The 26,759-nt window shown below is 50.4% G+C and carries 28 protein-coding genes and 1 riboswitch; of the genes, 13 read left to right on the top strand and 15 right to left on the bottom strand.

What is annotated here, in order from left to right; translation table 11 throughout:
* Window positions 1–45 precede the first annotated feature (45 nt).
* From AC5JLP_RS14135 to AC5JLP_RS14145, 3 genes are all read left to right on the top strand, one after another.
* Window positions 46–315 carry a hypothetical protein gene (locus AC5JLP_RS14135; RefSeq protein ID WP_496068559.1) on the top strand — a complete coding sequence of 90 codons (270 nt, stop codon included), beginning with the start codon at window positions 46–48 and terminating at the stop codon, window positions 313–315.
* 138 nt (window positions 316–453) lie between these two features.
* On the top strand, window positions 454–828 hold the full coding sequence (locus tag AC5JLP_RS14140; RefSeq protein WP_496068560.1) for a hypothetical protein: 375 nt from the start codon (window positions 454–456) through the stop codon (window positions 826–828).
* Window positions 829–934: 106 nt separating this feature from the next.
* The gene (locus tag AC5JLP_RS14145) at window positions 935–1,315 is read left to right on the top strand and encodes a hypothetical protein (RefSeq protein ID WP_496068561.1); all 381 of its coding nucleotides are present in this window, start codon (window positions 935–937) and stop codon (window positions 1,313–1,315) included.
* Between the two features lie 6 nt (window positions 1,316–1,321).
* Here AC5JLP_RS14145 and AC5JLP_RS14150 read toward each other — a convergent pair whose 3' ends face one another.
* On the bottom strand, window positions 1,322–2,059 hold the full coding sequence (locus AC5JLP_RS14150; protein ID WP_496068562.1) for a dienelactone hydrolase family protein: 738 nt from the start codon (window positions 2,057–2,059) through the stop codon (window positions 1,322–1,324).
* Window positions 2,060–2,183: 124 nt separating this feature from the next.
* On the bottom strand, window positions 2,184–2,642 hold the full coding sequence (locus AC5JLP_RS14155) for a hypothetical protein (RefSeq protein WP_496068563.1): 459 nt from the start codon (window positions 2,640–2,642) through the stop codon (window positions 2,184–2,186).
* Between AC5JLP_RS14155 and AC5JLP_RS14160 the strand changes: the two genes are divergently transcribed.
* Window positions 2,631–2,759 carry a hypothetical protein gene (locus tag AC5JLP_RS14160; protein WP_496068564.1) on the top strand — a complete coding sequence of 43 codons (129 nt, stop codon included), beginning with the start codon at window positions 2,631–2,633 and terminating at the stop codon, window positions 2,757–2,759. The genes AC5JLP_RS14155 and AC5JLP_RS14160 overlap by 12 nt on opposite strands.
* Here AC5JLP_RS14160 and AC5JLP_RS14165 read toward each other — a convergent pair.
* The 5 genes from AC5JLP_RS14165 to AC5JLP_RS14185 all read right to left on the bottom strand — a co-directional run bounded on the left by AC5JLP_RS14165 (window position 2,756) and on the right by AC5JLP_RS14185 (window position 8,956).
* Complete coding sequence (locus AC5JLP_RS14165; protein WP_496068565.1) at window positions 2,756–3,829, bottom strand: fatty acid desaturase; 1,074 nt, start codon at window positions 3,827–3,829, stop codon at window positions 2,756–2,758. The genes AC5JLP_RS14160 and AC5JLP_RS14165 overlap by 4 nt on opposite strands.
* Window positions 3,830–4,014: 185 nt before the next feature.
* Window positions 4,015–6,501 carry a glycosyltransferase family 2 protein gene (locus AC5JLP_RS14170; protein WP_496068566.1) on the bottom strand — a complete coding sequence of 829 codons (2,487 nt, stop codon included), beginning with the start codon at window positions 6,499–6,501 and terminating at the stop codon, window positions 4,015–4,017.
* Between the two features lie 351 nt (window positions 6,502–6,852).
* Window positions 6,853–7,371, bottom strand: a complete 519-nt coding sequence (locus AC5JLP_RS14175) for a hypothetical protein (protein WP_496068567.1) — start codon at window positions 7,369–7,371, stop codon at window positions 6,853–6,855.
* A 204-nt stretch (window positions 7,372–7,575) separates the two neighbouring features.
* Window positions 7,576–8,193 (bottom strand): ExbD/TolR family protein, encoded by a 618-nt coding sequence (locus AC5JLP_RS14180; protein ID WP_496068568.1) that lies wholly within the window; start codon window positions 8,191–8,193, stop codon window positions 7,576–7,578.
* Window positions 8,194–8,314: 121 nt separating this feature from the next.
* A complete protein-coding gene (locus tag AC5JLP_RS14185; protein ID WP_496068569.1) occupies window positions 8,315–8,956 on the bottom strand; it encodes a MotA/TolQ/ExbB proton channel family protein in 642 nt (213 codons plus the stop codon).
* Window positions 8,957–9,460: 504 nt separating this feature from the next.
* On the opposite strand from AC5JLP_RS14185, the gene AC5JLP_RS14190 reads away from it, so the two are divergent.
* Window positions 9,461–9,769, top strand: coding sequence for a YkvA family protein (locus tag AC5JLP_RS14190; protein WP_496068570.1), 309 nt, complete (start codon window positions 9,461–9,463; stop codon window positions 9,767–9,769).
* Window positions 9,770–10,029: 260 nt separating this feature from the next.
* Here the strand turns inward: AC5JLP_RS14190 and thiC are convergent, their stop codons facing one another.
* Both thiC and AC5JLP_RS14200 read right to left on the bottom strand, forming a co-directional pair.
* Window positions 10,030–11,403 carry a phosphomethylpyrimidine synthase ThiC gene (gene thiC, locus AC5JLP_RS14195; RefSeq protein ID WP_496068571.1) on the bottom strand — a complete coding sequence of 458 codons (1,374 nt, stop codon included), beginning with the start codon at window positions 11,401–11,403 and terminating at the stop codon, window positions 10,030–10,032.
* A gap of 7 nt (window positions 11,404–11,410) precedes the next feature.
* Window positions 11,411–11,506, bottom strand: a riboswitch (TPP riboswitch).
* Between the two features lie 179 nt (window positions 11,507–11,685).
* Window positions 11,686–12,747, bottom strand: coding sequence for a WecB/TagA/CpsF family glycosyltransferase (locus AC5JLP_RS14200; protein WP_496068572.1), 1,062 nt, complete (start codon window positions 12,745–12,747; stop codon window positions 11,686–11,688).
* A gap of 738 nt (window positions 12,748–13,485) precedes the next feature.
* Between AC5JLP_RS14200 and AC5JLP_RS14205 the strand changes: the two genes are divergently transcribed.
* Window positions 13,486–13,737, top strand: coding sequence for a MoaD/ThiS family protein (locus tag AC5JLP_RS14205; RefSeq protein WP_496068573.1), 252 nt, complete (start codon window positions 13,486–13,488; stop codon window positions 13,735–13,737).
* A 66-nt stretch (window positions 13,738–13,803) separates the two neighbouring features.
* Here AC5JLP_RS14205 and AC5JLP_RS14210 read toward each other — a convergent pair whose 3' ends face one another.
* Window positions 13,804–14,862, bottom strand: a complete 1,059-nt coding sequence (locus tag AC5JLP_RS14210; RefSeq protein ID WP_496068574.1) for a D-alanine--D-alanine ligase family protein — start codon at window positions 14,860–14,862, stop codon at window positions 13,804–13,806.
* An 802-nt stretch (window positions 14,863–15,664) separates the two neighbouring features.
* Here AC5JLP_RS14210 and AC5JLP_RS14215 point away from each other — a divergent pair.
* The 5 genes from AC5JLP_RS14215 (at window position 15,665) to hflX (ending at window position 20,785) form a co-directional block, all read left to right on the top strand.
* Entirely contained in the window at window positions 15,665–16,252 is a 588-nt protein-coding gene (locus tag AC5JLP_RS14215; protein ID WP_496068575.1) for an LptA/OstA family protein, read from the top strand.
* A gap of 75 nt (window positions 16,253–16,327) precedes the next feature.
* Entirely contained in the window at window positions 16,328–17,056 is a 729-nt protein-coding gene (lptB, locus tag AC5JLP_RS14220) for an LPS export ABC transporter ATP-binding protein (protein ID WP_496068576.1), read from the top strand.
* Between the two features lie 185 nt (window positions 17,057–17,241).
* Window positions 17,242–18,429 carry an LptF/LptG family permease gene (locus AC5JLP_RS14225; RefSeq protein WP_496068577.1) on the top strand — a complete coding sequence of 396 codons (1,188 nt, stop codon included), beginning with the start codon at window positions 17,242–17,244 and terminating at the stop codon, window positions 18,427–18,429.
* Window positions 18,430–18,554: 125 nt separating this feature from the next.
* A complete protein-coding gene (locus AC5JLP_RS14230; protein WP_496068578.1) occupies window positions 18,555–19,001 on the top strand; it encodes a single-stranded DNA-binding protein in 447 nt (148 codons plus the stop codon).
* Window positions 19,002–19,153: 152 nt separating this feature from the next.
* Window positions 19,154–20,785, top strand: coding sequence for a GTPase HflX (hflX, locus tag AC5JLP_RS14235; RefSeq protein WP_496068579.1), 1,632 nt, complete (start codon window positions 19,154–19,156; stop codon window positions 20,783–20,785).
* Window positions 20,786–20,916: 131 nt separating this feature from the next.
* On the opposite strand, the gene AC5JLP_RS14240 is transcribed toward hflX, so the two are convergent.
* The 3 genes from AC5JLP_RS14240 to AC5JLP_RS14250 all read right to left on the bottom strand — a co-directional run bounded on the left by AC5JLP_RS14240 (window position 20,917) and on the right by AC5JLP_RS14250 (window position 24,013).
* The gene (locus AC5JLP_RS14240; RefSeq protein ID WP_496068580.1) at window positions 20,917–21,492 is read right to left on the bottom strand and encodes a type 1 glutamine amidotransferase domain-containing protein; all 576 of its coding nucleotides are present in this window, start codon (window positions 21,490–21,492) and stop codon (window positions 20,917–20,919) included.
* A gap of 341 nt (window positions 21,493–21,833) precedes the next feature.
* Window positions 21,834–22,739 carry an NAD(P)-dependent oxidoreductase gene (locus tag AC5JLP_RS14245; RefSeq protein WP_496068581.1) on the bottom strand — a complete coding sequence of 302 codons (906 nt, stop codon included), beginning with the start codon at window positions 22,737–22,739 and terminating at the stop codon, window positions 21,834–21,836.
* A 131-nt stretch (window positions 22,740–22,870) separates the two neighbouring features.
* On the bottom strand, window positions 22,871–24,013 hold the full coding sequence (locus AC5JLP_RS14250; protein WP_496068582.1) for an MFS transporter: 1,143 nt from the start codon (window positions 24,011–24,013) through the stop codon (window positions 22,871–22,873).
* Window positions 24,014–24,534: 521 nt separating this feature from the next.
* Here AC5JLP_RS14250 and AC5JLP_RS14255 point away from each other — a divergent pair.
* Both AC5JLP_RS14255 and AC5JLP_RS14260 read left to right on the top strand, forming a co-directional pair.
* Window positions 24,535–24,771, top strand: a complete 237-nt coding sequence (locus AC5JLP_RS14255; protein WP_496068583.1) for a hypothetical protein — start codon at window positions 24,535–24,537, stop codon at window positions 24,769–24,771.
* Window positions 24,772–24,834: 63 nt separating this feature from the next.
* Window positions 24,835–25,101: a hypothetical protein gene (locus AC5JLP_RS14260; RefSeq protein WP_496068584.1), complete on the top strand. Its 267-nt coding sequence runs from the start codon at window positions 24,835–24,837 to the stop codon at window positions 25,099–25,101.
* An 11-nt stretch (window positions 25,102–25,112) separates the two neighbouring features.
* On the opposite strand, the gene AC5JLP_RS14265 is transcribed toward AC5JLP_RS14260, so the two are convergent.
* Together AC5JLP_RS14265 and AC5JLP_RS14270 are read right to left on the bottom strand one after the other, a co-directional pair.
* The gene (locus AC5JLP_RS14265) at window positions 25,113–25,409 is read right to left on the bottom strand and encodes a LysR substrate-binding domain-containing protein (RefSeq protein WP_496068585.1); all 297 of its coding nucleotides are present in this window, start codon (window positions 25,407–25,409) and stop codon (window positions 25,113–25,115) included.
* Between the two features lie 235 nt (window positions 25,410–25,644).
* Window positions 25,645–26,511, bottom strand: coding sequence for a DUF3598 family protein (locus tag AC5JLP_RS14270; protein ID WP_496068586.1), 867 nt, complete (start codon window positions 26,509–26,511; stop codon window positions 25,645–25,647).
* Window positions 26,512–26,759 lie beyond the last annotated feature (248 nt).

Below are 26,759 nucleotides of genomic sequence, written 5' to 3' on the forward strand. Positions count from 1 at the left end.
TAAACCCACTAAAATAGTACATATATACTATCAACACTTACGCCCATGACTAAGCACTACATTCTCAGCCTTGATCCAAATGCCAAATACGACTGGGATCGACGCACACTGCGTGACCCCATCACGGCTGATCACCCCGCTTTAGCTGATCTCATTGCCCAGGAAGTAGGGGGAGATCCTGGCTCTTACCTCATTGCCGTCAGTATCGAAGTCAAAGTGTTAGAAAAGGTTGCAGCCGAGCCGATGAAGCAGGCTTCTGCTCCAGCCGTATCCCCTCGTACTCAGCTACCCCAGCGTGCAGAACTGGTTGCTTGAGGCATCAAGGTTTACCGTTAAAGCGGTTTGCCTGGGCAGTACGTGCACGCTGAGGAATGAAGTCATAAGCAAGACTGATGACGATGAAACAGGGTGATTAACACCCATTGCTCTTTATGCTTTTTTGAGGATTATTTTATGAAACTTAGTCTCAGTCAATATCCCAGTGCGATCGCACAAGCGGCCCAAGCTGTGAATGAATTTGAATATCAGATTGGCGAGGTTCGTCAGCACCTTGCTCGGCTGGAAGGTAATGCCGAAATGGTGGTCGCTTTTGAAACCGGACTCAAAAATGACAATCAGCGTAAGGCACGCCGTTTTGAAGTGCTGCAAGTGAATCAGGAGTATCAACGCGCCCTGGATGCGCTGAACCGTCTTTCTACCGAAAAGGCAAACGCCCTAGCGCGGCTAGAGCATCTACGCAATGAATTCAGCGTTGCCAAGCTTGAAACCCGGTTGACGATCGCCCAAAAGCTTACTGGCTTAGAGTCGCGTGAACTCGTTGGGTTGTAGTGGTTTGTTGTAGGCGATTTGTTGTAGGCGATCGTGTAAGCGTCTGCAAGGTACACCTAGAAGACTACGAAGTGATACGATCGTGGCTTCTGTACCTTGCTGCTGTATGAGTATTACTGTAACACCCGACGAAATTGAGCAATTCCGGGTAGATTTGGCAGCTTACCCTGATGCGCTGGCTGCTCTTAACGAAATTGAAGACTGCGAAGGTGATTTGGAAGATGCGTCGATCGCGCTAGCAATTCAAGTAGGGCAGGAACCCGACACGAACGATCGTTGGATCGAAGGGGTCGCAAAGCAGTGGCGGCACATTCTTTGTCGTGCTGACCTGAAGGAGAGCCTGGAAGATGGGTTGACGGGTAACTTACTATTAACCCTGACTGAACACACTATGCTGCCACTTAAACTCGCTACGCCTGTGGCAATTTTTGTGGTTAAAACGGGTGTGCAAGATTTCTGTCGATCGTTTGAAGCCAAAATTCGGTAATGCAATCTAGCCAAAGCTTTGTTTGAAAAAAGCTGTCACCTCTGACCAGGCAGCATCAGCCGCAACGGGATCGTAGCGATACCCATCGTCACGCATGAATGTATGCTCGGCTTCGTATAGTCGTGTTGTGTGAGCGATCGTTGTCTGGTTGAGCGCTTCGGCGATCGTCTGTCGCCCGTCTTCTGGCACATGTGAATCCAGCGTCCCAAAGATCAGCAGCACCGACCCACTGATTTCCTTCATGCGTTGAAGGGTATCCGCAACGCCTTTACCCAGTTTGCCGCTGTGAATGCCCGTCGGGTAGCAACACGCCGCTGCTTTGATCTCTGGCTGAAAGGCCGTCCGAAACGCGAGATGTCCCCCAATGCAAAAGCCCATCGTGCCGATGTAGTCTGGCAAAACGGTAGGATCTTGCTTGAGAAAGTCAATCACCGCACACGCATCGGCATCATATTCAGCGATCGCCGTGCGTCGTGCGGCATCGTTCCCGCGCATACGGCCTAAATCATCTGGTTCAATCACTGTTCCTACAGGTTCAAGCCGATGAAAAATTTCGGGGGCCGCCACGACGTACCCATACCCGGCCAAGCGATCGACCAGCCGCGTCATAGCACCACCAAGCTGGTAAATATCGCTATAGAACACAATGCCTGGATAATGACCTGCTGGCTTGGGAGTCGCTATATACAGCCGCATCAGGCTATCGTCTACTCTCAGTTCGGCGTTGCGTTTAATAATTTGCACGCGTAGCTCCCTAGTGGTTCGTCAGTTTTGATTTTGTGCTTTGGGTTTAGTGAAGGTTGTTATTTTGTAAGTGAGAAACTCACAAAATAAGTCTTGACAGACCACTAGCGTAAATAGCAAACAATTATTGTTCAGGTTCGCGTGGTAATAAACGCTCTACAATCTGGGCCTGCCGCTCCACAGTAGCAGCAAGACGTGAAATACTCTCCGCCTGCTGTTTTGCAGCTTCTGACTGTTCTCGAGTAATGGCTTTTAGTTCCGAAAAACCGCTGGTGACAACCTCGGCTAGCGTATCAATCTTTTCCCCCAGATGCTCAATGCGCATGGTGAGCCTATCTAGGCTGTGTTGCTGTTGCTCTCCCTGTTGCTCAATGTGAGTGGTGAGCCTATCCAGGCTGTGTTGCTGTTGTTCCCCCTGTTGCTCGATGCGTGTGGTGAGCCTATCCAGGCTGTGTTGCTGTTGTTCTGTCAGATGTCCGATCTGATCTGTCAAAACTTCAAGACTGTGTTGTTGCTGTACCCCTGATTGCAAGAGGGCCGTAAGCAACTGTTGGGTAGTGGGTTCTGGTTGATGACTCGTCATATTTCAACGCTTGCGCTATGGAAAGTTTACACCAACCGCATATTTCTGCTTTGTATCAGCGATCGCGCCCTACTGAATAGCACTGCGCGATCGCTGACCTCGATTATTCAACCTTAAAGCTGTTGTTTCGAGGGTTGGTAGTAAACCTGCGATCCCGTATTTGGCACAAAGCGGCACATCTGGTAAGACCGGATGAAGCTTTTCCAAATTGGTTCATCTGATGTGCGGTAGTAGGCTCCCAAAACAGGTTTGAGCGCAGTTGTCGCTGCTTTGAGATGGTAATGAGGCATGGAGAGGAAGATGTGGTGAGCTACATGCGTCCCGATATTATGGTGAATGGGATTGAAGAAGCCGTAGTCGCGATCGATGGTCGAAAGCGCACCCTTCAAGAAAAACCAATCCTTCCCGCGATACCAAGGAATCTCCTGCTCTGTATGGTGCAAAAACGTCACCAGATCGAGCCAGACCACAAAGACAAGATAAGGCACGAGATAGTACTGCACCAAAAATAGCCAGCCGTAAACGTAGGCTAGTTCACCCAAGAAGCCGATCATGAGGAGCCAAAGGGCGGTACTGGTCAACACATCCCACTTTTCGGACGGACGAAAAAGCGCGCTGGCTGGGTGAAAGTGCGAACCTTTGCGATCGGTTGAGCGACGGAATAAGTACACCGGATAGGCCAACAACGGCACATAAAAGCGAAAGAGCTTCTCATACCAGGGCATTTGAACATACTTGGACTGCGATACGGGGTACCAGCTTTCGTCTGTGTCCAGATTGCCCGTGTTGCTGTGATGCGTCCGGTGGCTAATGCGCCAGCCGTGGTAAGGCACTAGAATCGGCGTGTGGCAAAGGTGCCCGACGAGACTATTTAACCATCTGTGCCGTGAAAAAGAGCCATGACCACAATCATGCCCAACGACAAAAAGCGCCCAAAACATGGTGCCTTGCATCAGCCAGAAAAGTGGAAAAAACCACCAGGCATTGATGGCGTGAGCGATCGCATAAAGTGCTGCAATAACACCAACATCCCAAAAAAAGTAAGCAAGCGATCGACCAAGAGAGGGTTCAAAACAATAAGCAGGAATACTTGCTTTGAGATCTTGTAAGGTAAATGGCAGATCTGTGACGTGAAGCGTTGAGTCTATCTCAGCAGACTCACTCAGAGCGATGAAAGTATGTGGCACGAAGTTTTCGATTTGACCTGATTTTACACAACGGCAATTATTCTACTGCCATACTGTCTCAACCAGGATAAGCGGGATCACTGATTTGCCGCTGCTTCGATCGCCATATAGAATCAAAATGGTTTCGTTAAAGCCTACCAAATGCTCATCGAAAACACGGTTATGCTTGTGCGATTGATTACACTCTAGCCTTTAGCGACTGCGATCGCCCGCACATCTATCGCGCGATCGAACAGTACTCTTGGCTTCAGCAGAATCCGAAACAGCAGCAGCAACGACTGCAATTCTCCCGGTGTTTTGCGGCGCTTCCATTGCCCCGGACGGCAGTACAGCATCTCCACTAAACAGCGTTGCTGTTGCAGGTTCAACCGCTCAAACAGAATTCTCACGGTTGGAAACTCGTCTCTCACCCCACTGCGCACAGCCACACCTTGCAGCTTTAAGTCAACTTCCATGAACTCCAGCGACACGGGTAATGTTTCCCCTGGAGCCAGTGTGGGAAAGCTCGCCTGTGTAAGCGCTACTTCGGCTCCCCCTTCAGACATCATGGTCGTCACACCCCATAGAGTGAGCGACACGGGCGGCCCCTCTCGCTTTGGTGATGTGCTTAGCAACGCACGGGCAGAGGGTGCAAATAAGGTACTAGCTGTGCTTCGTTCTCGCTGTTGCCACCATGCCTCTGTTGTCTCCCCGGTGATCGCAGCGGAGTTTTTTGCGCTGACATCCTCACTTATAGCGTGATGATTTTGAGGTCGGGGCAGTCGCGTTAGCCCGATCGTGGGGGCAAAACACAAGCGCACGGTGCGTCGAAGGTCAAACCAGTCATTAGCATCGGGTTTGGGAACATCCAATAAAATCAAAAGCGCGATACCAATCATCATCAGGTTGTAGCTGCTCCAGAGCCAGCCAAGCCCCAAGCCTTTCAATTCGGGCGTTAAATCAGCCGACCAGCCCGTGAACATGCATAAACCTAGATTGCGCCATAGGCTGACAGCCGTGAGGATAAACAGCCCAATCAGCGGTAGCGCCAGGTGCCAGTTGAAGGAGTAGCGATCGCTAGCAGTGCCCTTCGGCGTGACGCTAAAGCCCTTGGAAAAGGGACTCAGCATCACTTGAATAACGGTGAACGCTAGCGGAAAAGTCAGCACCAGTGAATAGATATCCGATAGCAGGGCCGATCGAGAATGATGGTTTAGCCAGGAGAAAAACGTCAACTGCACCACGTAGTAAGGCAGGAAGAAATACATCAATTCTTCAGGCGTTGCCCGTATGGGGATGACCCCTAAAAAGGAAAAGGCCAAGGGCGCAATCAAATAACCCACGCGAGAAAGGCTGGTAAACCAGTGCAGCAAGCCTTCCAAATGAGCCAGACGCTGTAATGGGCTAAGTCCGGGAATGGTCAGCGGATTTGCTTCGATAAAAAATGCCTGAAGTGTACCGCGCGCCCACCGTAATCGCTGCGTTGCATGAGCAGACATATTGTCGGCGGCTAAGCCTGCACTCAATTTCTCATCCAAGTACAGCAACTTATAGCCCTGCGCTGCAAGTCGAATGCCCGTAAAGTAATCTTCGCTAAGCGAATCGGTGACAAAACCACCTGTGGCTTCCAGCGCACTCCGCCGCACCACAAACGACGTGCCCGAGCAAATTACGCTCCCAGCCCCGTCTCGAATCGGCTGAATCTGCCGATAAAAAACTTCTTCTTCAGGTGTCAGGATGTCTTCTAAACCCAAATTACGGGCGATCGGATCGGGGTTGTAAAAGCTCTGAGGCGTTTGCACCAGAGCAACCTGCTCATTCTGGAAAAAACCAACAGTGCGCGTTAGGAAGTTGCGAGTAGGCACAAAGTCAGCATCAAACACGACGATCAGGTCACTTTTCGTTGCTTCAGAGCCAGCGGTTAGCGCGATCGCGTGATTCAAATTACCAGCTTTGGCGTAGCGGTTGTCTGGACGCGCAACGTAGTCACAGCCCAACTCTGCTGCCAGCATTTGAACCTCCGGTCGGCAAGTATCATCCAGCAGATAGACTTGCTTATGAGGATAATCCAATGCCTGACAGCCAATAATTGTCCGTCGCAGAATAAAGACAGGTTCATTGTAAGTCGGCACAAAAATAGCTACCGAAGGGATGAATGCCCCTTCCAGCACGGCATCAGCATTACGGTTCGCTTCTCGGCGGCGATCCTTCACCCGCAGCATCAAAAAAAGCTGAATAATCCCGCTGGCGAGCATCAACATTTCCAGCCCAAAAAGTCCCAAGCTGAACACACCGTTCAACGGATCGGCCAAATTCAACGTTGCCAGCGATCGCCAAGCAATATAGCGAATGGTTAACGCCAGCAAAATACCGACCACGATCGTTCGTGACCAGCGACGCGGTTCTGGAGAAACCTTCATCACCACCAGCGCTACCAGCAACAGAATGACCGTTGGTGCTAGGAGATACTGCACAGCCACCATCGGCACGGCCAACCACAGTGGGGGAGACTCTTGCAGCCAGTTAAGGCGAGCAAAAAGATGGTTAATGCTTCCCTCCTGTACAAACCAGGCCGCACAAACGCCAGCCGTACACGCAAGTATTCCTAAAAGCACCAGTGTTGCGACGCGAGGACGAAATGTTTGCCAATTGAAGCCCTTAAGAGTTTGACGCTTGACTTGAGAAATCGCCATCAGTTGGTTCTCCACCAGACTCGAAAGAGTAATGCATCGACACAACACAGGATAAAGAAATTATAAAATTTCGTCTACTCGTGCACTGTCCATAGTAATGCGACCGTTCAGAAACTATATCGCCACGAGGTTCACAATGAGGCATGCCTGTAACAACAAGCGGTTTTCAGTTGCGCTAACTGAGAATACGAGCGAGACCTGTATTTGGATGTTTGGGGTAGGCAGTTCACAAAGTGTCTAACGATGGACCTACCACAACGATCGCCTCACACATCCATTAAAAATGACCAAGCCACTTGGGCTTGGTCATCTTCAAAAGGATTCTAGAAGTGATAGCAGTGCCGTCACTTGCTACTTGCCATCATGGTCTGCATCACCTGGCAAAGCACGCTCGACGCGATCCCACGCATCACGAGTGGCATGCTTAGCTTTCTCCCAAGCCAGACGGCCACCATGCTGCGATTCGTAGCGTTGGCGCAAGGCGGGTTCAGCCTGATCATAGGTCACACCCTGGTCATAATGGGATGAGTAACCCTCATACCCGGTGCGGTAAGCTGGCTCATAATCGGTGTAATCGTAGTCTGGCTCTACATAAGGGCGTGAAGCGTAATTTCCACGCCAGTATTCATCTTCAAACGTAGGGTTCACACGTTCAGCAGCGCTCTTCCCGGCTAAGCCACCGCCAACTGCACCAACGACAGCGCCAACGACAGCACCGACTGGGCCACCAACGGCACCACCGATCGCAGCACCAGCCGCGCCCGCTGCGCCAGCACCAACCCCAGTACCAACAGGATGGGCACCTGGTTGACCTGTAATCGGATCAGGATTTGCGTCGGGATCATGGGTTCGTCTAACATCGTTACTCATTAGCATTACCTCTCAGTTCGTCTTGCACGGCAAGGCTTGTTGACTTACCGATACCTAACAGTACTGAAGGCAACCTAATTAACTCTTGTGCCAAGAGTAAGATTCAGTATTCGGCACAAAGGTACAGATTGAGGGCAAGATGATCAGACGCTCATATTTAGTATTATTGCGTTCTGGTCATTCAGTAAGAATAGCTGTGCCTAGTTAAGGGCTAGTTTTCGGCCCAGAGGAATTAGAGGGAACAACATTAGACGGTTGACCTGATGCTGGTGGAGACTGCAAAAGTCCTGGGTTAGACGTTTGGCTAGGACTGGGTGCACCAAAAATGTTAAAGGGATCGGACGCAGGAGGCATGATCGTGGGGCTAAGCGTGGGGCTAATGGTCGGATTCGGAGCCAAGCCAGGCGTTTGGTTCGTCTCGATTGGTTGAGTTGCCAGCGCCACCCGATCGCCCCCGACCTGCCGCATCACATCCAAAATTTGCACCACATCGTTATAAAACGCGGTCTGTGAAGCATTGAGTACCAGCAAACCATCGGGATTTTTTTGGTGATAATCCTGAAGCTGTTGAAAAAGCTGGGCGCGATCGACAAACTGTTTGTTCACAAACGTCTGACCAGTGGCGCTCACAGTCACAACTAACATTTGCCGCATCTGAGTTGCGCCCGTACTTGCTTTTGGCAGATCGATTTCAATGCCCTGCTGTCGAGTCAGTTGCAGTGCCGCCAGAATAAAAAACGTCAGAATGCAAAAGATGACGTCAATCAGCGGAATGATCTGAATCTGGACATCTTCAGGAGGCGAATCAAGATTAATTTTCATTACTCCAGCCCTCAAAACGCATCAACACTATTCATCACCATCATTAATGTCGTGACATCTTAACCATGACTACGCACGGTGTTGGACTTTATGCCTGGGTGCAGTACTACGCACGATCGCATTAGAGCTGACTACCAGTTTTCTGCGACCAATGCTGCCGATACAGAAGCTCCAGATCATTACCAGCTTTGCGGAAAACTCTAACTTGGTTAAATAGAAAGCCTTGAAACAGTCGATAAAACGCCAAGCTAAAAATCGCCACGACTAATCCACTAGCAGTTGCAATCAGTGCTTCCCCAATCCCAGCTGTCACTCCTGAGGTTGAAGCCGTGCCCAAATCACCCAGGCGGATTGATCCTAGGGAAATAATCAAGCCGATGACTGTGCCCAACAAACCTAACAGCGGGGCCAACGCAATCACAGCCTCCAACACTTTATCGCCTCGACGCATTGCCGCTAATTCGTCATCGGCTGTTGCCTCAAGCGCTAGACGAAACATCTCCGGATCTGCATTCTCAAGCTGCAAGGGGCTGTAAAGAAAGCGACCGATCGGCTGTTCGTGCGCTTGCCGAGCAATTTCTTTAGCGGTGGCCCAGTCTCTTCTGGCTGCATCCAGCACCCGATTGACAATCTCACGCTCCTTAAGCAGCACATTCGTCCAAAACCAAACCCGCTCAATAATGACGCTGAGGGCCAAAATTGAGAGAAAAAGCAAGGGCAAAATCGTTACCCCACCCTTTTGAAAGATTTCCGCAACATTCACAGTGTGTTCTACTCCCCTTACGTTCCCGATCTTAGGATTTCTGCCCAGTCCTGCCTCTTAAGCTAGAGCTACTTAATTTTAGAGATTTAGAACCTCATTCAAGCAGACAGATGAAACTTCAGTCAAAATGATGCGAAATGTTGCACTTTTTGGAGCTACGCTTCAAGTTGACAAAAGGCGATCGAACGAATGCCCCTACTGGCTCTAAAAAGGGTTAGAACTTACGCAAATTCTTGCAAAACTGCCCCCTGGCCCCCAACTTTGAGGGAGCAAGAACTCAAAGTCCCCCAGGATGGGGGGATTTAAGGGGACAACTGCGCGAGCCCTAAAGGGTCAACGATCTTTCGACTCACACAAGCAACTATCTAAAGGTACATTTCTGTCCCTTACCATTCCTTCTTTAAGACACCGTACTGATGCCCTCCCACATACGGGAGGTTATCCACACCGGAACTATCGTGAGCAATCTGCCAAGATTTAAATGTAACGAGAGGAGACACGTTGATGAAAGACTCGATCACAGACTGGTATCGTAATGTTATTCGGAACCCTAAGTACCGCTGGTGGATTATTGGCGGTTCATTGCTTTACCTCATCAGCCCCTTTGATATTTCCCCAGACTTTATTCCCATCATTGGGTGGATTGATGATGGCTTGATTGCCACTCTTTTAGTTGCTGAGTTGTCTACCTGGGCACTAGAGCGGCTAAAAGGTCAAAAAGATGAAGGCCCTGTTCAAACAGCTAGCACAGCAGAGCCAGGGTTCAAACCAGAGGCAAAAACGGTTGATGTCAATGCTGTATCAGCAGACTAAGCAGGCCGGCAATGACGCTCATCAGCGATCGCCTTCTTCTACAAAAACCGCTTCTATTAACACTCAAGAGCAGGGGTTCACATCTGAATCCCTGCTCTTGGTTGTAGGGATGCATTAAACCACTACAGTACTTAAAAATTAACGTGCTAAGTAACCGAACGGCATGAAACTGAGCCTGCTTAATGGGCTAAAAGCTGACCGCTGACTGCTTTGAGAGAGCCTCAGTATGATCAGGAAACCCCTACTGACTGCACCCAAGGTTAAACAGAGACAATAGAGTCCTTTGCTAAGAACTTCTCCAGTTCTGTAAGAGCGTCAGCATCGACCTTTGTCTGCATTGGGCAGAACTTTGGGCCACACATCGAGCAGAACTCAGCCGTTTTATAAATATCGGCTGGCAGAGTTTCGTCGTGATACTCCTTCGCACGCTCAGGATCGAGCGATAGCTCAAACTGGCGATTCCAATCAAAGTTGTAGCGGGCTTGGGAAAGTTCATCATCGCGATCGCGTGCGCCTGGTCGATGTCGTGCAATATCTGCCGCATGAGCCGCAATCTTGTAAGCAATCAAGCCATTGCGAACATCTTCGGCATTGGGCAGACCCAAATGCTCTTTTGGTGTGACGTAGCACAGCATTGCTGTACCGTACCAACCAGCCATTGCTGCACCGATCGCCGACGTAATGTGGTCATACCCAGGCGCAATGTCCGTCACAAGTGGCCCCAGAACGTAAAAGGGCGCTTCTGAGCATTCCTCCATCTGCTTTCGCACATTGAACTCAATCTGATCCATTGGCACGTGACCAGGGCCTTCTACCATTACCTGCACATCATGCTCCCAGGCTTTGCGGGTGAGTTGTCCCAGTGTTTTAAGCTCTGCCAACTGTGCAGCATCAGACGCATCATGCGTGCAACCAGGACGGAGCGAGTCGCCCAGGCTAAAGGAGACATCATAACGCTTGAAAATTTCGATGATGTCCTGGAAGTGGGTATAAAGAGGATTCTGTTTGTGATGGTGCAGCATCCAACGAGCAATAATGCCACCCCCGCGAGACACAATGCCTGTAATGCGATCACGCACTAAGGGTAAGTGCTCAATCAAAATTCCCGCATGAATGGTCATGTAATCAACGCCCTGCTGAGCATGCTTTTCGATGATGTGCAGGAAGTCGTCGGGCGTTAGTTTTTCGATCGTGCCATGTACGCTCTCTAGTGCCTGATAAATAGGCACCGTTCCGATCGGTACCGATGAAGCCCGGATGATGGCTGTGCGAATTTCATCGAGATCGCCGCCACCTGTTGATAAGTCCATCACCGTATCGGCACCATATTTCACGGCTAGAAGCAGTTTGTCTACCTCTTCTTGCAGATTAGACGAATTAGGAGAAGCGCCAATGTTCGCATTGACTTTGCATTTTGAGGCGATGCCGATCGCCATTGGCTCCAAATTAGGATGGTTAATATTGGCAGGGATAATCATACGCCCTCGCGCCACCTCATCTAGAATTAGCGCTGGTGGCAACTGCTCCCGCTGCGTCACGTACTGCATCTCTTCTGTAAGCAAGCCCTGACGAGCAAAGTACATCTGGGACACATTGCTTTGTCCACGACGCTTGGCGACCCATTCTGTCCGCATATTCGATTCCTCAGATAAACAGCTTCCCTCCGCTGGCATTACCCAAGCTCAGGTTCTAAGGGACTATCTCAGCCTGCCGCAGCAAACACCCCTAGCTTGACTGTGATTCTATCACCCTATGCAGATATGAGTCGGCACGTACCAAAAAGTATGCACATGGGCAAAAGCGCTGTATATCTAACAATCTGACTCTCAAAAAGGACAACCGCAGCCCATAGCTGGCTTTAAGCAGCGACCTTCCTTAGAGAAGGGTGAAATAAGGCTGCTGTGAGGGGTTGTCGTTTACACTTTCGTCGTGGCACGCTTTCTCAGCAAACGATTAACAGTGACCTTCACATTCACTGGTACATGCCGTCGATCGAGCGTTTCAAAGCGAGGTGGCGTGTAGAGGCCAAACTTTTGCTGTAACAGTAGCCAGAAAAATGGCAAATCCTCAACAAGATAGCGCTTCCAAAGTCGCTGTGGATCACAATAAATGCGGAACAGCCACTCGATGCCCAAGTCACTCATCCATTTTGGCGAACGCTTAAGAACACCCGCCTCAAAATCGAGCGTCGCTCCGACTGCCATGAAAATTTTGACGTGGGGCAGCTTGTGCTTGTACTTATAAATCCACTTTTCTTGCTTTGGCGCACCGACGCCAACCGCTAAAACGGTCGCTTTAGATTGATTAATCATTTCAACGATTTCCAGGCATTCCTGTTCGTCTTTCTCAAAACCAAAAGACGGCGAATGAGCGCCGATCACGATTTCTCGATCAAGCCTCTCATTAATATTATTCTTCGCCTGTGCTGCAACGCCCTTAGCGCCACCAAGCAAGAAGACGGTTATGCCGTCGTTGTATTGATGAAACTCACAGAATCTTGGGAAGAGATCGGAGCCTGAAACCTTCTCTTTGAATGGAGTGCCTAAGAATTTAGATGCGTACATCAAGACCTGGCTATCACAAACTCTATAGTCAGCAAGGGCATAAGCTCTGAGAAAGTCTGGATCTTTTTGTAGCTTCATAACATGGTCAACGTTTGGGGTTAGTACGACACCGTTATGAAGCTGATCGAGCAGTTCATGCATCGACATATTATCGATCGAAACGTTGAGAATATCAATCTGACTAGGCTCAAAATCAGCCTGCAAACTGTGAACTTCGTTAAGCTGTGCTTGCGTCGCAAGTGCGTTCTCCAAAGCGCGTCTGCTAATGACTCGATCGTCCACGAGAATTTCTCCTAATAACTGCCAGCCGCACGCTTTGGCTTGCTGGCGCTGCTTCCGCAGGGCTTGTTCGAGCTGGCTCTGAGTAATCAAGCGTTTTTTCAGAAGAATAGAGCCTAAAGAATTTCCAGTCATGTTCTTCGGATTTAATAGATGGAGCCTAAGCCTGCTTGTCAGCTTATTGAAATGAAGTTGTTCAACGCGTTCAACTAAATTTCTAAATCAAAAAACATTTACTTTACAGAAACGTTGATGATTAAAAACAGAACATTCTCAAATCTCAAAATGCGCTTGAAGACTGTTAAAAACGTAAAACGTATGTAAAATCCGTAAGACGATTTTGTGTTTGAGACTTTTTCTACCAGTAAGATGCTTGTCTCAGAGTAAGCTGTGACAAATACAATATAGAATGAGGCACCAAGGCTGAACGGTCATCGCTGAACGGCTTTACAGAAAAATCATTTGAAGCAGAGCAATATTAAGCCCTGTACCAATTTTTGATCGTCAGATGAATTAAAAGAGCGATCGGTACATACCGATGTTGCTCCCTGTTTGCTCAGAATGCTTAGCTCCAATAGTAGATTAGCCAATAACGACTATCAGCTCATGTGCTTGTCTTTACAAAAGATTTATTCTTTTCTTTGAAGTCGCCCGTTTGGGTGAGAAATATACACCTTTATGAGGATGCTTTACTCACTTGAAGAGCTAAAGTTTGTGCCTATTGCGACACACTGCTTTGCTGCTTGACTAGATGACCATCTCAGGTAGCTTGAAAAGGTGCTGGGCAAGTAAAGTTGTAGATTGTAAAGAGGGTTTAGAGTACCCTTCATCAGACTGCTCACTGCTATACGTTTTTTCTCTAGCTTCATGCCTATGCCTACCATTACGATCACCGTCAAGCTCTTCGCGGCGTATCAAGAAGCTTGCGGTTCAGAACTGCAAATGGATGTTGATTACGGCGCAACGGTTGCTACAGTGCGCGATCGCCTCATTGCTGAGCATCCACAATTAGCACAATGGCACGACTTAACGCGATTTGGCATTAATTTTCAGTTTGTAGCATCCGATACGGTGATGCATGATGGAGACGAGGTCGTCCTCATTCCCCCAGTAAGCGGTGGTTGAGGACTGAAGTAGAGGGGCGATCCGCCACCATTTTGCTGGTTCAAGCGAGCAAGCTGCAATAGGATACTAGGCGTGGCGATCAAAGGCAAGTTGAACCAGGCGATCGACGAGCGCGGGAAAGGTGATGCCGCTTGCCGCCCAAAGTTGGGGATACATGCTGGTAGCGGTAAATCCTGGCATAGTGTTGATTTCGTTGATAAAGATGTCTCCGGTTGCTTCAACGTAGAAGAAGTCTACTCGTGCAATGCCAGCCGCATCGATCGCGCTAAATGCTTGGACTGCCATTGCTTGTATTTGAGTAGCGATTGACTCTGGTAAGTCGGCAGGGATAATCCAAGCCGCTTTACCTTCGGTGTATTTGGTTTCGTAGTCATAAAAATCGCTTTGGTATGTGATTTCACCCACAACCGAAGCGGCGGGTTGATCGTTACCGAGAACGGCACACTCTAACTCGCGGGCAGCCACACCTGCTTCGACAATGAGGCGGCGATCGTAGCTAGCAGCACTGTCTAGAGCGGCTTCAAGTTGGGCACGCGTTCTCACCTTAGAGATGCCAACGGAGGAGCCTAGATTAGCAGGTTTGACAAAACAGGGGTAAGCGAGTGCGGCTTCAAGCTCATCACACAGCTTTGGATTGATAGAGGCTAACTGCACCTGTGCGCGGCTGACGGCTCTGTAGTTGACCTGAGGTAATCCAGCTTGGGCAAACACCATTTTCATGGCGAGTTTGTCCATCCCAATCGCTGACCCCAGAATGCCAGAACCAACGAAGGGCACCTGCATCAGCTGTAGGAGCCCCTGAACCGTACCATCTTCACCGTTGGGGCCATGCAGGATCGGAAACCAAACGTCTACATCGGCAACCGTTGGAGGCAAAAGCCAGCGCGTAGATGAGGCACCAGGCTGGTGATTTGATAGAAGCGGCTGGCCTGATGACAACACCTGTTGGGCGATCGCGCCATCGCACCACTGACCATTTTTTTGAATATAAAACGATAACAGGGTGTAATCTGTTTCGTTTGGGCTGGTGCTGAATGCCTGAGCGATGGCGCGTGCTGAAGCGATCGAAACCTCATGCTCACCGGAACAGCCCCCAAACAATAGCCCGACGCGTCGTTTTGTCATGAATCTATGCCTTCAATGCTGATAGAAGCTGCCTTTAACGATCGCAGCTCAACGGTTATAGGCTCTCATGGTATACCCTACAAACTTCCCCGCCAAACAGACGCTAAGAATTGCTGGGCCTTTAGTCGTTAAATACTTCTTGAGCGGGAGGTATATCAAGCATGCTCAACAAAACGGTACGTTGCTGCAACCCGACGAGAGCTACTGTGCAGCAATAATGCTAGGACTTACGCATTTGCCCCCAAACCCCCAATCTTGGGGGCTTTGATTGAGACGGTTCCCCCAAAATTGGGGGCTAGGGGGCGAAAGATGACCGCTTTTGCGTAAGTCCTAAATGCTACAAGATGGGCGATCGTATTCATTTAACAGCGGTCGAACTTCGTTGTAGCTGCGCGGAGCTAGCGTGAGCCAGTTTGTCGGGTTAGAACCGCGATCGGACGGCAACTTCGCGCGCTAATAGCAGTCATAAAATCAAGAGGATTGTTCAATTCAATGCTTAAATGAAAGCTGCATTGAGTGCCCCATCTGGATGCAAGCTTGCCACTCTACAGGATTGGCTTTAGGCTCAGTAGGATTGGGTAAACTACCTAAGAGGATGTCTTAAAAGGTATGAATGCCTACCCGAACCGCCCCCCTTGCCCCCAAATTTGAGGGGTTCTGAGGTGGAAGTCCCCCAGAATTGGGGGATTAAGGGGGCGAAGGCAGCGTCTCTGACACTTCTCAGACATCCTCTAAAGCATCTGTCAGCGCTGTCATGTCTCGTTCATCGTCATTTTTGCCATCACGCTGAGTTACCCGCCCCATGATGTCTTCTCTCCGCCCACCTCATATCACTTTAAAGCGACTGAAATTAGCCGCGATCGTTCCATCCATTCTAACGACCCTTCTGCTGTTAGAGGGCCCTGCGTCGTTTCTCCTGTTCCATCGTCCTGCGAATGCCCAAACCGAAGCGGGCCGATCGCTCACTCTGCGATCGGACATCCAGGAAGCAAACTCTAAAACGGGTGTCATTACAGCACGCGGCAATGTGCAAATCAACTACCCCGCTCGCCAAATCCAGGCAACGTCTGCTCAGGCGCAATACTTCAGCCGGGAGCGCCGGATTGTGCTGAGTGGGAATGTGTACGTTTTGCAACAAGGTAATAGTCTCCGAGGCGAAACCGTCACGTATCTGATTGACGAAGGTAAATTTGTGGCACTGCCAGACGCGCCTAAGCAAGTCGAGTCTATCTACCTTGTTCCAGATGCGACGCCAACCCCAACGCCAACCCCTAATGCTGCGCCCTTTAACCCTCAGTCAGAGTTTACGCCTGCGGTTCCTCCGTTGCCGCGCTCGCAGACAGATTTGGCTCCACCGCTTTCTAACCCATCGTCTCCCGGTTCGCGCTGAGACAGCAACTGCTGATACACGATAAGATCGTCGTCAGCTTTGTGTTTTTTGCTCAGCACAGCCAGGAGTGGACGGTTGAAGATCGCGCTTGAAAACGTTCATAAATCCTACGGAGCGCGGGTTGTCGTCAGCCGCGTCAGTCTTTCGGTGTCTCAGGGCGAAGTCGTTGGACTGTTGGGGCCAAATGGCGCTGGCAAAACGACGACGTTTTATATCGCTACAGGGTTAGAGAAACCCAATCAAGGGCGCGTTTGGTTGAACGATAGCGAAATCACAACACTGCCTTTGCATCGACGCGCACGGTTAGGGATTGGCTATTTAGCGCAAGAAGCCAGCATTTTTCGCTATTTGACCGTGCAGGAAAATATTTTGCTGGTCATGGAGCAATCCCACGTGCCTCGGCATGAATGGCGCGATCGCTTGGGCTATTTGCTCAAGGAATTCCGACTCGAAAAAGTTGCTCATACGCTAGGTGCCCAAGTATCGGGGGGTGAGCGGCGGCGGACTGAGCTAGCAAGAGCGCTGGCGGCGGGACGCAATGGCCCAAAGTTTTTGCTCCTGGATGAACCGTTTGCGGGAGTTGACCCGATCGCTGTTGCCGAAATTCAGCAGATTGTTGCTACCTTGCGCGATCGTCAGATTGGCATTCTGATTACCGATCACAACGTCCGGGAAACACTGGCAATCACCGATCGTGCTTACATCATGCGCGATGGACAAATCTTGGCGTCTGGCAGTTCCGAAGAACTCTACAGCAACCCGTTAGTGCGGCAGTATTATCTGGGTGATGCCTTTCAGCCTTAGAGGTGAGGTGTGAGGGGGGAAGGAGAGTTTTGAGTTTTGAGTTGATGAAGCGTTCAGCGTTCAGCCTTTGATTTTCACCCTACTCCCTACTCCCCACTTTTACCTTCTACCTTCAGCCTTCAGCTTTTGATTTTCACTCTCCACTCCACTCCCCACTTTTACCTTTTACCTTCTGCCTTCCCTCTATGGCTTCAATCACTCCAGCAAATCCACCGCCCTTAAAATCTTTTGGTTTGCCCATACCTGGGATTTCGGTGATGGATCGCTATATCGCTAATGAGTTAGTGATGCCCTTTTTGTTTGGGGTGGTGGCGTTTTCGTCAATTGGGGTGGCGATCGGCGTGTTGTTCGATCTAGTGCGACGGGTGACGGAAGCAGGTTTGCCAGTCTCGATCGCGGCTCAGGTCTTTTTCCTCAAGTTGCCCTACTTCGTGGGATTGTCGTTTCCCATGTCGATGTTGCTGTCCTGCTTAACTGTGTATGGACGGCTTTCGAGTGACAGCGAACTTATTGCACTCCGGAGCTGTGGGGTTAGCATTTATCGGCTGATTACTCCGGCGATTCTGATGGGGTTACTGGTCACAGGCATTACCTTTGCGTTTAACGAAGCGATCGTACCTGCTGCCAATCGGCAGGCATCACAAACGCTGGATGCAGCCCTCAACAAAAAAGAGCCATCGTTTCGAGAAAAGAATATCCTGTATCAGGAATTTCGGGATTTCAAGCAGCCAGACGGCAGCCGCGATAAAGCCCTCTCTCGCATTTTTTATGCCAAACAGTTCGATGGCAAGCGGATGAAAGGGCTGACCATTCTTGATTTCTCACAGGATGGCTTAAACCAGATCGTGGCATCCGAAGCAGCGCTCTGGAACACCGACCAAAAGACCTGGGATTTCTTCAACGGCACCATCTACGTCGTTGCACCGGACGGCTCCTATCGTAATATCATCCGCTTTGAGCAGCAACAGATTCAACTGCCACGTACTCCCCTCGACATTGCTCAAACCTCTCTCGATCCTGGCGAAATGAATATCGCCCAAATTCAGGAATACTTGAGCCTCATTAACCAGACAGGGAATCAGAAGGAAATTCGCAAACTCACTCTGCGCGTTGATCAAAAAATGGCGTTTCCCTTCGCCTGTCTGGTGTTTGGGCTAGTGGGAGCAACATTAGGCACCCAGCCCCGTCGCGGGGTTGGCAGGGGCACCAGCTTTGGCATCAGTCTGGTGCTGATTGTGTCCTACTACCTCTTTATCAGCATTTGCGAAGCGCTCTACCAATTCGATATCCTGTCGTCTTTTTTGGCAGGCTGGCTACCAACACTCATCGGTTTGGTGTTTGGCGGTATTTTGCTAGTACGAATCAGTCGATAGGGGAAGTGAGAAGGAGTATCAGCCATGTCGTCTTGAGGATTCCTGTTCTATTTTTTGTTGACGTCCTGTTCTATTTTTTATTGAGCGGGGAATTCTTTAGAAAACGGCATCCTTGGGAGAGAAATATGTCGAGTGTGGGCTTAAACAAATGGATTGTTAGTGGTAATTTAGCAGCAGACGCAGAGATTAAGACGGTTGATCTGCGCAATGGCGAAAAGGCAAAGGTTGCTAAAGCAACGCTGTATATCCGCAAAACACGGAATCGTGATGATTCGTTTACAGTTTCGTTAAACATCTGGGAAAGCTCCGCTGCCTGGCGGAAGCTGTCATTTCTTAAAAAAGGATCGCTGATCATCTGCACAGGAAGCGTTGAGCCGACACCCTACATTTCTAACAGCGACAACAAGCCCCGCGCTGGCCTGGAAATGTCTGTTCTGGATATTGATTTGGATATTGTCCGTGGTCTTGATGATGAAGAGGGGCCGTCTGAGGACAGTGCCTCTGCCTCTGAACCGGGTACAACGGAGACCACAACCCAGAAGCGAAAAGGTAAAACACCTGTTACAGCTTAGGTATCGGAATATTGCATCTGTCGGGACGTTCAAGGGAAGATCCCGACGGTCACGCAATTGACTAAAATGGATGTAGTTGCGTTTGGCTAGTTGCCTCTATCGAAACGGTTTACGGAAATCTCCAGGGCTTAAAAGCCAGTCAGATCAAGCAGTTGCAGCGGTTATATCACCAGCGGTTGCCAGGCGATCGCATTACAACGCCCGAATTTGCTCAGCGTTTAGCAGCGGTTAGCACTGAGTTAAGTCAGCCTGTTTGCGCCTACATCAACCGACGTGGTCAAGTGATGCGGGTTGGGGTGGGTACTCCACGTCAAACCCAAATTCCGCCACTAGAACTACCTCGCTATGGTGCTGAGCGGCTTTGTGGAATTCGCTGTCTTTCAACCCAGCTAAAATTCGAACCGCCGAGTGATTCTGCGTTGACCGCGATGGCAATGCAACGGCTAGATGCTTTAGTAACTTTGACCCTAACTGGTGGTGGTTTTGAGCGTCGTGGGGGGGGCGCAACCGGGTATGTGAAAGAAACTTACCTGGCGCATTTGGTGCCGCATCCTGAAACTGCGTGGACAGTAACGCCGCCACTAAGCCTGGATGTGCTGACTAATCAGGACTTCCTGAATCTTGTCGAAGGACTTGAAGAGGAGTTCCGACGAGACTATACCGCGCGGCAGGTCGATCGCGACCATGATCAAGTGTTATTGGTCGGCTTGATTACGGATAACCGAGCCTCTCAACACTTCCAAGATGGATTAACGGAATTAGAGCGACTGGTTGAGGCAGCAGGTGGTACCGTGCTGCAAACGCTTCAGCAAAAGCGTCCCCAGCCTCACCATCAAACCGTAGTTGGCGAAGGGAAAGTGCAAGAAATTGCGCTGGCGGCACAGTCGGTGGGAGCGAATCTGGTTGTGTTTGATCGCGACCTTTCGCCAGCCCAGGTGAGAAATTTGGAGACGCTGATTGGCATTCGAGTTGTTGATCGCACCGAGGTGATTCTCGATATCTTTGCTCAGCGCGCGCAATCAGGAGCTGGGAAGCTTCAAGTCGAACTGGCTCAGTTGGAATACATGCTGCCGCGACTGGCAGGACGTGGACAGGCCATGTCTCGGTTAGGGGGTGGTATTGGAACGCGGGGCCCAGGGGAAACAAAGCTAGAAACCGAGCGGCGAGCCATTCAGCGACGCATTACGCGCTTGCAGCAGGAAGTAGATCAACTCCAAGCCCACCGATCGCGGATGCGGCAACGGCGACAGCATGAAGAGGTGCCGTCGGTCGCCGTGGTGGGGTACACGAATGCAGGTAAGTCTACGTTACTGAACGTTTTGACGAGTGCCGAAGTCTATGCCGCCGACCAACTGTTTGCCACGCTAGACCCAACCACACGACGTTTGGTGGTGCCAGATGCCGTGACCGAAGAACCAATTACCCTTCTGCTGACTGACACCGTAGGCTTTATCCACGATTTGCCGCCTTCGTTGATGGATGCCTTTCGCGCCACGCTTGAAGAAGTCACGGAAGCTGAAGCGCTATTGCATGTGGTGGATCTTTCCCATCCTGCATGGCAAAGCCAGATTCGATCGGTAATGAAGATTTTGTCGGCGATGCCTGTTTCGCCGGGGCCAGCACTGCTGGCGTTTAACAAGATTGATCAGGTGGACGGCGATCGCCTGGAACTGGCGCGAGAAGAGTATCCCCAGGCAATCTTTATTTCTGCCAGCGAGGGGTTAGGGCTGGAAACGATGCGCCGCAAGCTGGCTCAATTAGTGCATTACGCGGTTTCGTCTTAGCCTCAATGAGTGATGTAGCCTGTTTGAGCGGAGTTAGGGTGTAGGGTTTGGGGTGTAGGAAGACGTTAGACCCTTTATCCTAGACCGTTTCCTCATAAAGCGGCGCACTGTATGGGAAAAGTAAGCTGTCGCTAACGTACAGAGGAGAGCTGTTGTTCTTGCTGACGATCGACAGCAAAGGCTGCCACGATCGCGCGGTTAAATGCTGGAATATCCTGGGGTTTGCGGCTAGTAACCAACCCGTTGTCTGTCACGACTTCTTGATCCACCCATTGGGCACCTGCATTTCTCAAGTCAGTTTGGAGCGAGGGCCAGGATGTGATTTGGCGACCTTTCACGATTTCCGCCTCAATCAACGTCCAGGGCGCGTGACAGATAGCGGCGACTGGCTTACCAGCCTTAAAGAAGGACTGGATAAACTGAACGGCTTTCTCATTCACGCGAAGCTGGTCAGGATTTGCAACACCGCCTGGTAGCAGCAGCGCATCATACTCAGCCGGATTGGCACTGTTTACTGGTACATCTACAGGGAATGTGTCGCCCTTATCGAAGTGATTCCAGCCCTGAACAGTGTCGTCGTTAGGTGAGATGATGAAAGTCTGTGCGCCTGCTTCATCCAGCGCTTTCCTGGGTTCAGTCATTTCCACTTGCTCAAAGCCATCAGCAATGAGGATGGCAATTTTCTTATGGTTGAGTGCTTGAGTCATGTTAATGCTCCTTCTTACAGGCGTAGTCTACTGACGCAGTGCCATTGGCGATCGCTGCAGTAGCCAGCCCTCATTCATGACTCACGTTAAAAAATCAAGCGTCTAGTTATCTCTATTAGAAGGGCGATTCCCATCAGCGTCATAGTCTAACTGTGGGAAGACACCGCTTGTCCTTTCCCACGTTCCATGCTTAAAACAACTCCTCCTATGCGCGAGACATGAGAGAAGCCGTTGTTCAACCTTGCTAATGAGGCTACGTGCCGTTATGGTGCCGAGACTGCAACCCGATTTCCGGGAACAATCTGAGGCTGATACGAAAACACTTCGCGACTGTTGAAAACTCATCCCTCGCCGCTCCCCCTTTTCAACCCTGCTTCTTCAGAGATTGTGAGCGCAAGCCCTGTCCAGTCAATGTCGCCTTTGCCGTTTGCCACTGCGGCAATTAAGCGATCGTGCAACAGGCTGGCAAGGGGCAGGGGCATTTGGCTAGCGTTGGCAGTCTGCAATGCCAGGGTGACATCTTTTAAACCTAAAGCGAGTTTGAAGCCTGCGGGTTCGTATTGCTGCTGGGCAATCATGCGTCCGTAGTTTTGGTAGATGGGGCAGGCGAAGAGGGTTTGCCCAAAAAGATTAGCGATCTGAGTGCGATCGACCCCATTCTTTTCTGCCAGGGTAAAGGCTTCTGCCATTGCTTCGATCGCTGAAATGATGAGAAAGTTGCCTGCCAGCTTGACCACATTGGCAGCACCCGCCTCGTTTCCAAAGTCAAAAACCCCTTGCCCCACCGTTTCTAGCAGCGGACGGACTCGCGCTTTGGCAACGTCGTTTCCTGCTAAGGTGATCCACAGTTTTCTAGCAGCGACCGCATCGGGGCGACCAAAGACGGGTGCTGCGAGGTAATGTGCACCTTGCTGAGTGTGCTGTGCCGCCAGCTTCTGCGCCGTTGTGGGTGCCACTGTACTCATAGAAAGGTGGATACTGTCGGCTGCCAAACGGCTTAAAAGTCCCTGTTCACCCAGTACAACCTCTTCTAACGCCTGGTCATTTGACAGAATGCTGATGACAACGCCTCCAGGTTCTACTACATCGGCTGGAGCATCAACCGCGATCGCGCCCTTCTCCACTAGCGACTGTGCTTTGGCTGCTGTGCGGTTGTAAACCCGTAGCTCATAGCCTGATTCCAGCAAGTTGATCGCCAGAGGCAAGCCCATGCTGCCTAATCCTACAAAGCCAATCGTGTCACTCATCGATCGATCTCCTTTTGCTTGCTAGATTCATCAAACCCAGATTCATCAAAGTCAGTTTTGTAAAAAAGCCAGTTTCGTAAAAGCATCTTTGTGGGTGTTCACTTTGTTGGCTGCGTGCGAAGGCGGCGTTACTATTGCCCTTTCCAAGACACGGCTAGAGCACCTGTTAGTAACAGTAAACTAACGGCACAAACGCCCTGCCATTGCCCGTAACTCCAACTGTAAGCACCCAAAAGCGATCCGATCGCCCCTCCAACGAAGTAAAACATGATGTAAAGGGCATTTAAGCGACTGTGAATGTCTTCTGGCAGGCTGTAAACTTGGGCCTGATTAGAAATTTGAGTCGTTTGCACGCCCAAATCTAGCAGTATGACCCCCACAATCAAGCCCCAAAGCACGTGCCCCCATACCCAAAAGAGCACAAAAGATAATGTTGTGATGATTACGCCAATGGTTGCTGTGAGCTTCGGACTTTTGCGATCGGCCATTCGACCAACAACAGGTGCAGCAGCAGCTCCAACGATCCCCACTAGCCCAAAGAGTCCTGTAAGCGCGCTGCCGTAATGGTAAGGCGGCTGCTCCAGCAGGAAGACCAGGGTACTCCAAAAGGCGCTGAAGGCACCAAATGACAAGGCTCCGATCGCGGCTACGTCTCGCAAAACAGGTTGCTCTCGCACAATGTGGAATAGAGACTGCATCAACTTTGCATACGAGAGATGCAACGCGGGTTGACTTTGAGGTAACACCCGCCAGAGCAGAACCGCTAGCGCCAGGGTCAGTCCACTGGCGATCCAGTACATCGCTCTCCAATCCAGAGCCGCACCGATGAAGCCGCTCACCACTCGCGCTGCTAAAATGCCAATCAGCAGACCGCCCATGATTGTGCCAATGACTCTGCCGCGCTCCTTAGGATCGGTTAGTTGAGCCGCGAAGGGAATCATGACGTGAGACGCGATCGTACTCATTCCGATTGCAAAGCTTGCTATAGTCAGCGACGTTAAATTGAGCGATATTGCCGCCAGTCCCAACGCTAATGCCGTGAGGCCCAGCATGGTAACAATGAGTTTGCGCCGCTCCAGGAGATCACCCAGCGGTACAAACAGCAAAATACCCAGTGCGTAACCCACCTGCGTTGCCATAGGAATAAATCCTGCGGCTTGATCCGTAACTTGAAAGTTGCGGGCAATTAACGCGAGCAAGGGCTGGTTATAGTAAAGGTTGGCAACCGTCGTACCACACGCGATCGCCAAAAGCCAAACAAGATAAGGGCGCATACCAATCCTCAGACCCGATCTAATATCCTGGTTTCACCGTCGAATAGAGATTAGCAAAGCGCATCTTAAACATCAAAGACTTGTTGTCGTATCTGTCCCCTGAGCTAAATCGAACGCGACTCTTTGAGCTGACAAAAGAATAGCGCCTAAATTAATGACCAAACCCGATGCTATTTACTCAAAGTCAGGCCAAATCGTACAGACCTTCAGAGGATTTGCCGCATTGACTCAACTCGAACGAGGCTTGCCATCTGTAGCGAGCGCAGCAGTCCAGCCCGCAGAGAAACGTTAGAACTGAAAAGAGGCTTGCGCAATCGCCTGACTGTTACAAGAGGCTCATCTTGTGGCGAAGCGAAAGAGCTGTATGCGCTCTACAACTAACTACGACAGGTACGCTTCCTTTATCAAAGTATCTCTGGATACATTCTTGCGATGTATCGATACATAAAGTTTGAGGAAAGAAGCAGGCGCAAGCCAAAAAACCATGTAAATATAAAGAAAAGCTTAAGAGGTTCACGGTGATGGTCACTCCCAACATGATGCGACAGCTTTGGGCTTTAGTGGAGTCAACTCAAGTCAGCACATTGCTGCAATTTGAAGACTCTGACCTCGTGCAGTTTCTCCTTAAGCGGTTCAAAGCCCAGCAGTTGATCGATGCTCAAGACACCAGCAGCCTCGACACCTACATTCAATCTAAACTGCCGCTCATTCGTGATCTTGCTGAAGACAGAAACTCTGTTAATCAGGGTAGCCATTAACTCTAAGTATCAGTTCAGCCCTCCTAACACGCTTCACACATTGCAGCTTAAGGGCACAACACTATGCATCACTGGTTAGGCATTGCCGCGGCGGCTTATGCGATCGGAGCCGCAATCGAAGGAGTGCATGCAGCCAGTCAACTCTCGCACTCGTCGTTAAACTCGACTGATCGCACCGAATCCTGCACTCCAGATGCAACCGATCAACCGGGAGAACAGTGGCAAACATTTACCGCGATCGCTGCCGTCAGCCTTTGCGGGGCCTGTCTCTGGCCCTGTCGCCTCATCCATCGTTCAATGAAGGCGATGCAGCCATGCCGTGACGACTGAGTCACGCTTTATTAAGCAATGCGTTGCTCTAGATGCTGCTCGTGTAAGACCCGATCAATCGCTCCCACACGATCTCGACGCAAGGTTGTCAGCGCGTGAGACAGCTTTGTAAAGCTTTCCAGGCTTATGGTGCTCTGCTCTAACGCTGGATGCGCTTGACGGGCAATACCGACAAAGCGCTCTTCAAACAGTGGCTTGTACTGAGTTTGCTGGGGTGGATGCGGAAACACACCCACCGCAACCTCGATCGCACCCTGTTGCCTGCGCTGTTTCAGTGTTTCAGCAACACGCTTTCTGTTTGTACTCACGCCAAACGGGCTAGCAAATTTTTGTCAACAGGCTGAGATAGGGCAGTCACAAGTCTGTCAAATCCTGCCGATAATGTGATAGCTAGTTGCAACACCGTAATTCGCTATGCTTTCTTTACCGCTGGCACTGTTCGTGATTGCTGCTCTCGTTGGATCAGGCGTTTTGACCCTGAGCTATCTCTTTCCTCGCAGCAAGTCTTAAGCCCGTGGACATCTCAATTGATGACGGTTGCTATCAGACTAGCTTTCGCTCTGTCACTAGAGTGAGGCTGCTCCAAGCTCCCTGCTGGTCGTAGCGGCGAATCATGCGTTGACGGAGACCCGGCTGGAGGAGCCATCCAACCTCCAGAAAAAAGGGCTGCTTGGTTTGAATGCGAACAGGGCTGGTTGCAGACGCTCCGTCTGGTAGAAGCAGCACTTGCACAGGTAAAGTCCCTTGCTCAAATTGGAGGCGAGAACCATTCACGATCGCGGTCGATCGCAGGGTCGTTCCTGCACCCTCACCAAAAGTTAATTGTTGCTCTACCTGGTTTTCATCGCTGCGGCTGAGCTTTAAGTGCGTCAGATAGGTTGTGGGCGATTGCCAATCAGGATACAGCGTTACAGCTTCTCCCTGCCATTCACCAAGAAGATCATCCAGCGTTAAGGGCGGACGTTCGGCTGCATCGCTTCCGGCCCGCTGCTCCCGAATGAGCGTTAGTTGATGAAGGGTGCTCTCGCGATCGAACAGTTGCACTAGCCGCAAACGGCGGTCGCCTGCAATTAGCCCCAACTCAGCACCAAAGTCTGAAAAAGGCGCGAACTGGATAGACCCTTGAGAAAAGGCTCCATCGTCAAAAAACAGTGTCCCTCGCCCTAGCGAACTGTAAATCAGAACTTTTTCGTCGATTGGGTCACTAGTTTGAAGAGACGCATCTTCCTTCGTGTTGACGTTCGCAGCATAGCGCCGGATAATTTGGCGAATGGTTTGATTGTCGTTTAAGCCCTCTAACGACACGATCGTGGGTATTTCTTCCCGTAGCTCTCCAGTGAAGGAAAGGCGAGTAAATGACCCTCGCCAATCGCCCAAGTTTTGCAAAAGAAACTGCCATTGGGTTTGCATGATGGGGAGTAGGGCTAAAGGATGAGGGATAAGAAGAAAGGCTGGCCACTGCCTGCTAAGGATGGTGGATTTAATAACTCCGATTGCTTAAGTAGGATGTGTTAGCGCAGCGTAACCATCGTTTCAGGGATTGATGCGTTACGGCTATCGCTTAACACATCCTACAAAATGCGGTTTTATTAAATCCACGATCCTTAGTACAACTCGTTGTTGAAGGGGGTCGGAAATCGATAGGATCATCCTAAAGA

The organism is Stenomitos rutilans (assembly GCF_059505485.1).

What these genes read in the sequence shown, in the direction of transcription:
- AC5JLP_RS14135 (WP_496068559.1), top strand. Translation starts at nt 46, where the DNA reads ATGACTAAGCACTACATTCTCAGCCTTGATCCAAATGCCAAATACGAC.
- AC5JLP_RS14140 (WP_496068560.1), top strand. Translation starts at nt 454, where the DNA reads ATGAAACTTAGTCTCAGTCAATATCCCAGTGCGATCGCACAAGCGGCC.
- AC5JLP_RS14145 (WP_496068561.1), top strand. Translation starts at nt 935, where the DNA reads ATGAGTATTACTGTAACACCCGACGAAATTGAGCAATTCCGGGTAGAT.
- AC5JLP_RS14160 (WP_496068564.1), top strand. Translation starts at nt 2,631, where the DNA reads ATGACTCGTCATATTTCAACGCTTGCGCTATGGAAAGTTTACACCAAC.
- AC5JLP_RS14155 (WP_496068563.1), bottom strand. Translation starts at nt 2,642, where the DNA reads ATGACGAGTCATCAACCAGAACCCACTACCCAACAGTTGCTTACGGCC.
- AC5JLP_RS14170 (WP_496068566.1), bottom strand. Translation starts at nt 6,501, where the DNA reads ATGGCGATTTCTCAAGTCAAGCGTCAAACTCTTAAGGGCTTCAATTGG.
- AC5JLP_RS14175 (WP_496068567.1), bottom strand. Translation starts at nt 7,371, where the DNA reads ATGAGTAACGATGTTAGACGAACCCATGATCCCGACGCAAATCCTGAT.
- AC5JLP_RS14180 (WP_496068568.1), bottom strand. Translation starts at nt 8,193, where the DNA reads ATGAAAATTAATCTTGATTCGCCTCCTGAAGATGTCCAGATTCAGATC.
- AC5JLP_RS14190 (WP_496068570.1), top strand. Translation starts at nt 9,461, where the DNA reads ATGAAAGACTCGATCACAGACTGGTATCGTAATGTTATTCGGAACCCT.
- thiC (WP_496068571.1), bottom strand. Translation starts at nt 11,403, where the DNA reads ATGCGGACAGAATGGGTCGCCAAGCGTCGTGGACAAAGCAATGTGTCC.
- AC5JLP_RS14200 (WP_496068572.1), bottom strand. Translation starts at nt 12,747, where the DNA reads ATGACTGGAAATTCTTTAGGCTCTATTCTTCTGAAAAAACGCTTGATT.
- AC5JLP_RS14205 (WP_496068573.1), top strand. Translation starts at nt 13,486, where the DNA reads ATGCCTACCATTACGATCACCGTCAAGCTCTTCGCGGCGTATCAAGAA.
- AC5JLP_RS14210 (WP_496068574.1), bottom strand. Translation starts at nt 14,862, where the DNA reads ATGACAAAACGACGCGTCGGGCTATTGTTTGGGGGCTGTTCCGGTGAG.
- AC5JLP_RS14215 (WP_496068575.1), top strand. Translation starts at nt 15,665, where the DNA reads ATGATGTCTTCTCTCCGCCCACCTCATATCACTTTAAAGCGACTGAAA.
- AC5JLP_RS14225 (WP_496068577.1), top strand. Translation starts at nt 17,242, where the DNA reads ATGGCTTCAATCACTCCAGCAAATCCACCGCCCTTAAAATCTTTTGGT.
- AC5JLP_RS14230 (WP_496068578.1), top strand. Translation starts at nt 18,555, where the DNA reads ATGTCGAGTGTGGGCTTAAACAAATGGATTGTTAGTGGTAATTTAGCA.
- AC5JLP_RS14240 (WP_496068580.1), bottom strand. Translation starts at nt 21,492, where the DNA reads ATGACTCAAGCACTCAACCATAAGAAAATTGCCATCCTCATTGCTGAT.
- AC5JLP_RS14245 (WP_496068581.1), bottom strand. Translation starts at nt 22,739, where the DNA reads ATGAGTGACACGATTGGCTTTGTAGGATTAGGCAGCATGGGCTTGCCT.
- AC5JLP_RS14250 (WP_496068582.1), bottom strand. Translation starts at nt 24,013, where the DNA reads ATGCGCCCTTATCTTGTTTGGCTTTTGGCGATCGCGTGTGGTACGACG.
- AC5JLP_RS14255 (WP_496068583.1), top strand. Translation starts at nt 24,535, where the DNA reads ATGGTCACTCCCAACATGATGCGACAGCTTTGGGCTTTAGTGGAGTCA.
- AC5JLP_RS14260 (WP_496068584.1), top strand. Translation starts at nt 24,835, where the DNA reads ATGCATCACTGGTTAGGCATTGCCGCGGCGGCTTATGCGATCGGAGCC.
- AC5JLP_RS14270 (WP_496068586.1), bottom strand. Translation starts at nt 26,511, where the DNA reads ATGCAAACCCAATGGCAGTTTCTTTTGCAAAACTTGGGCGATTGGCGA.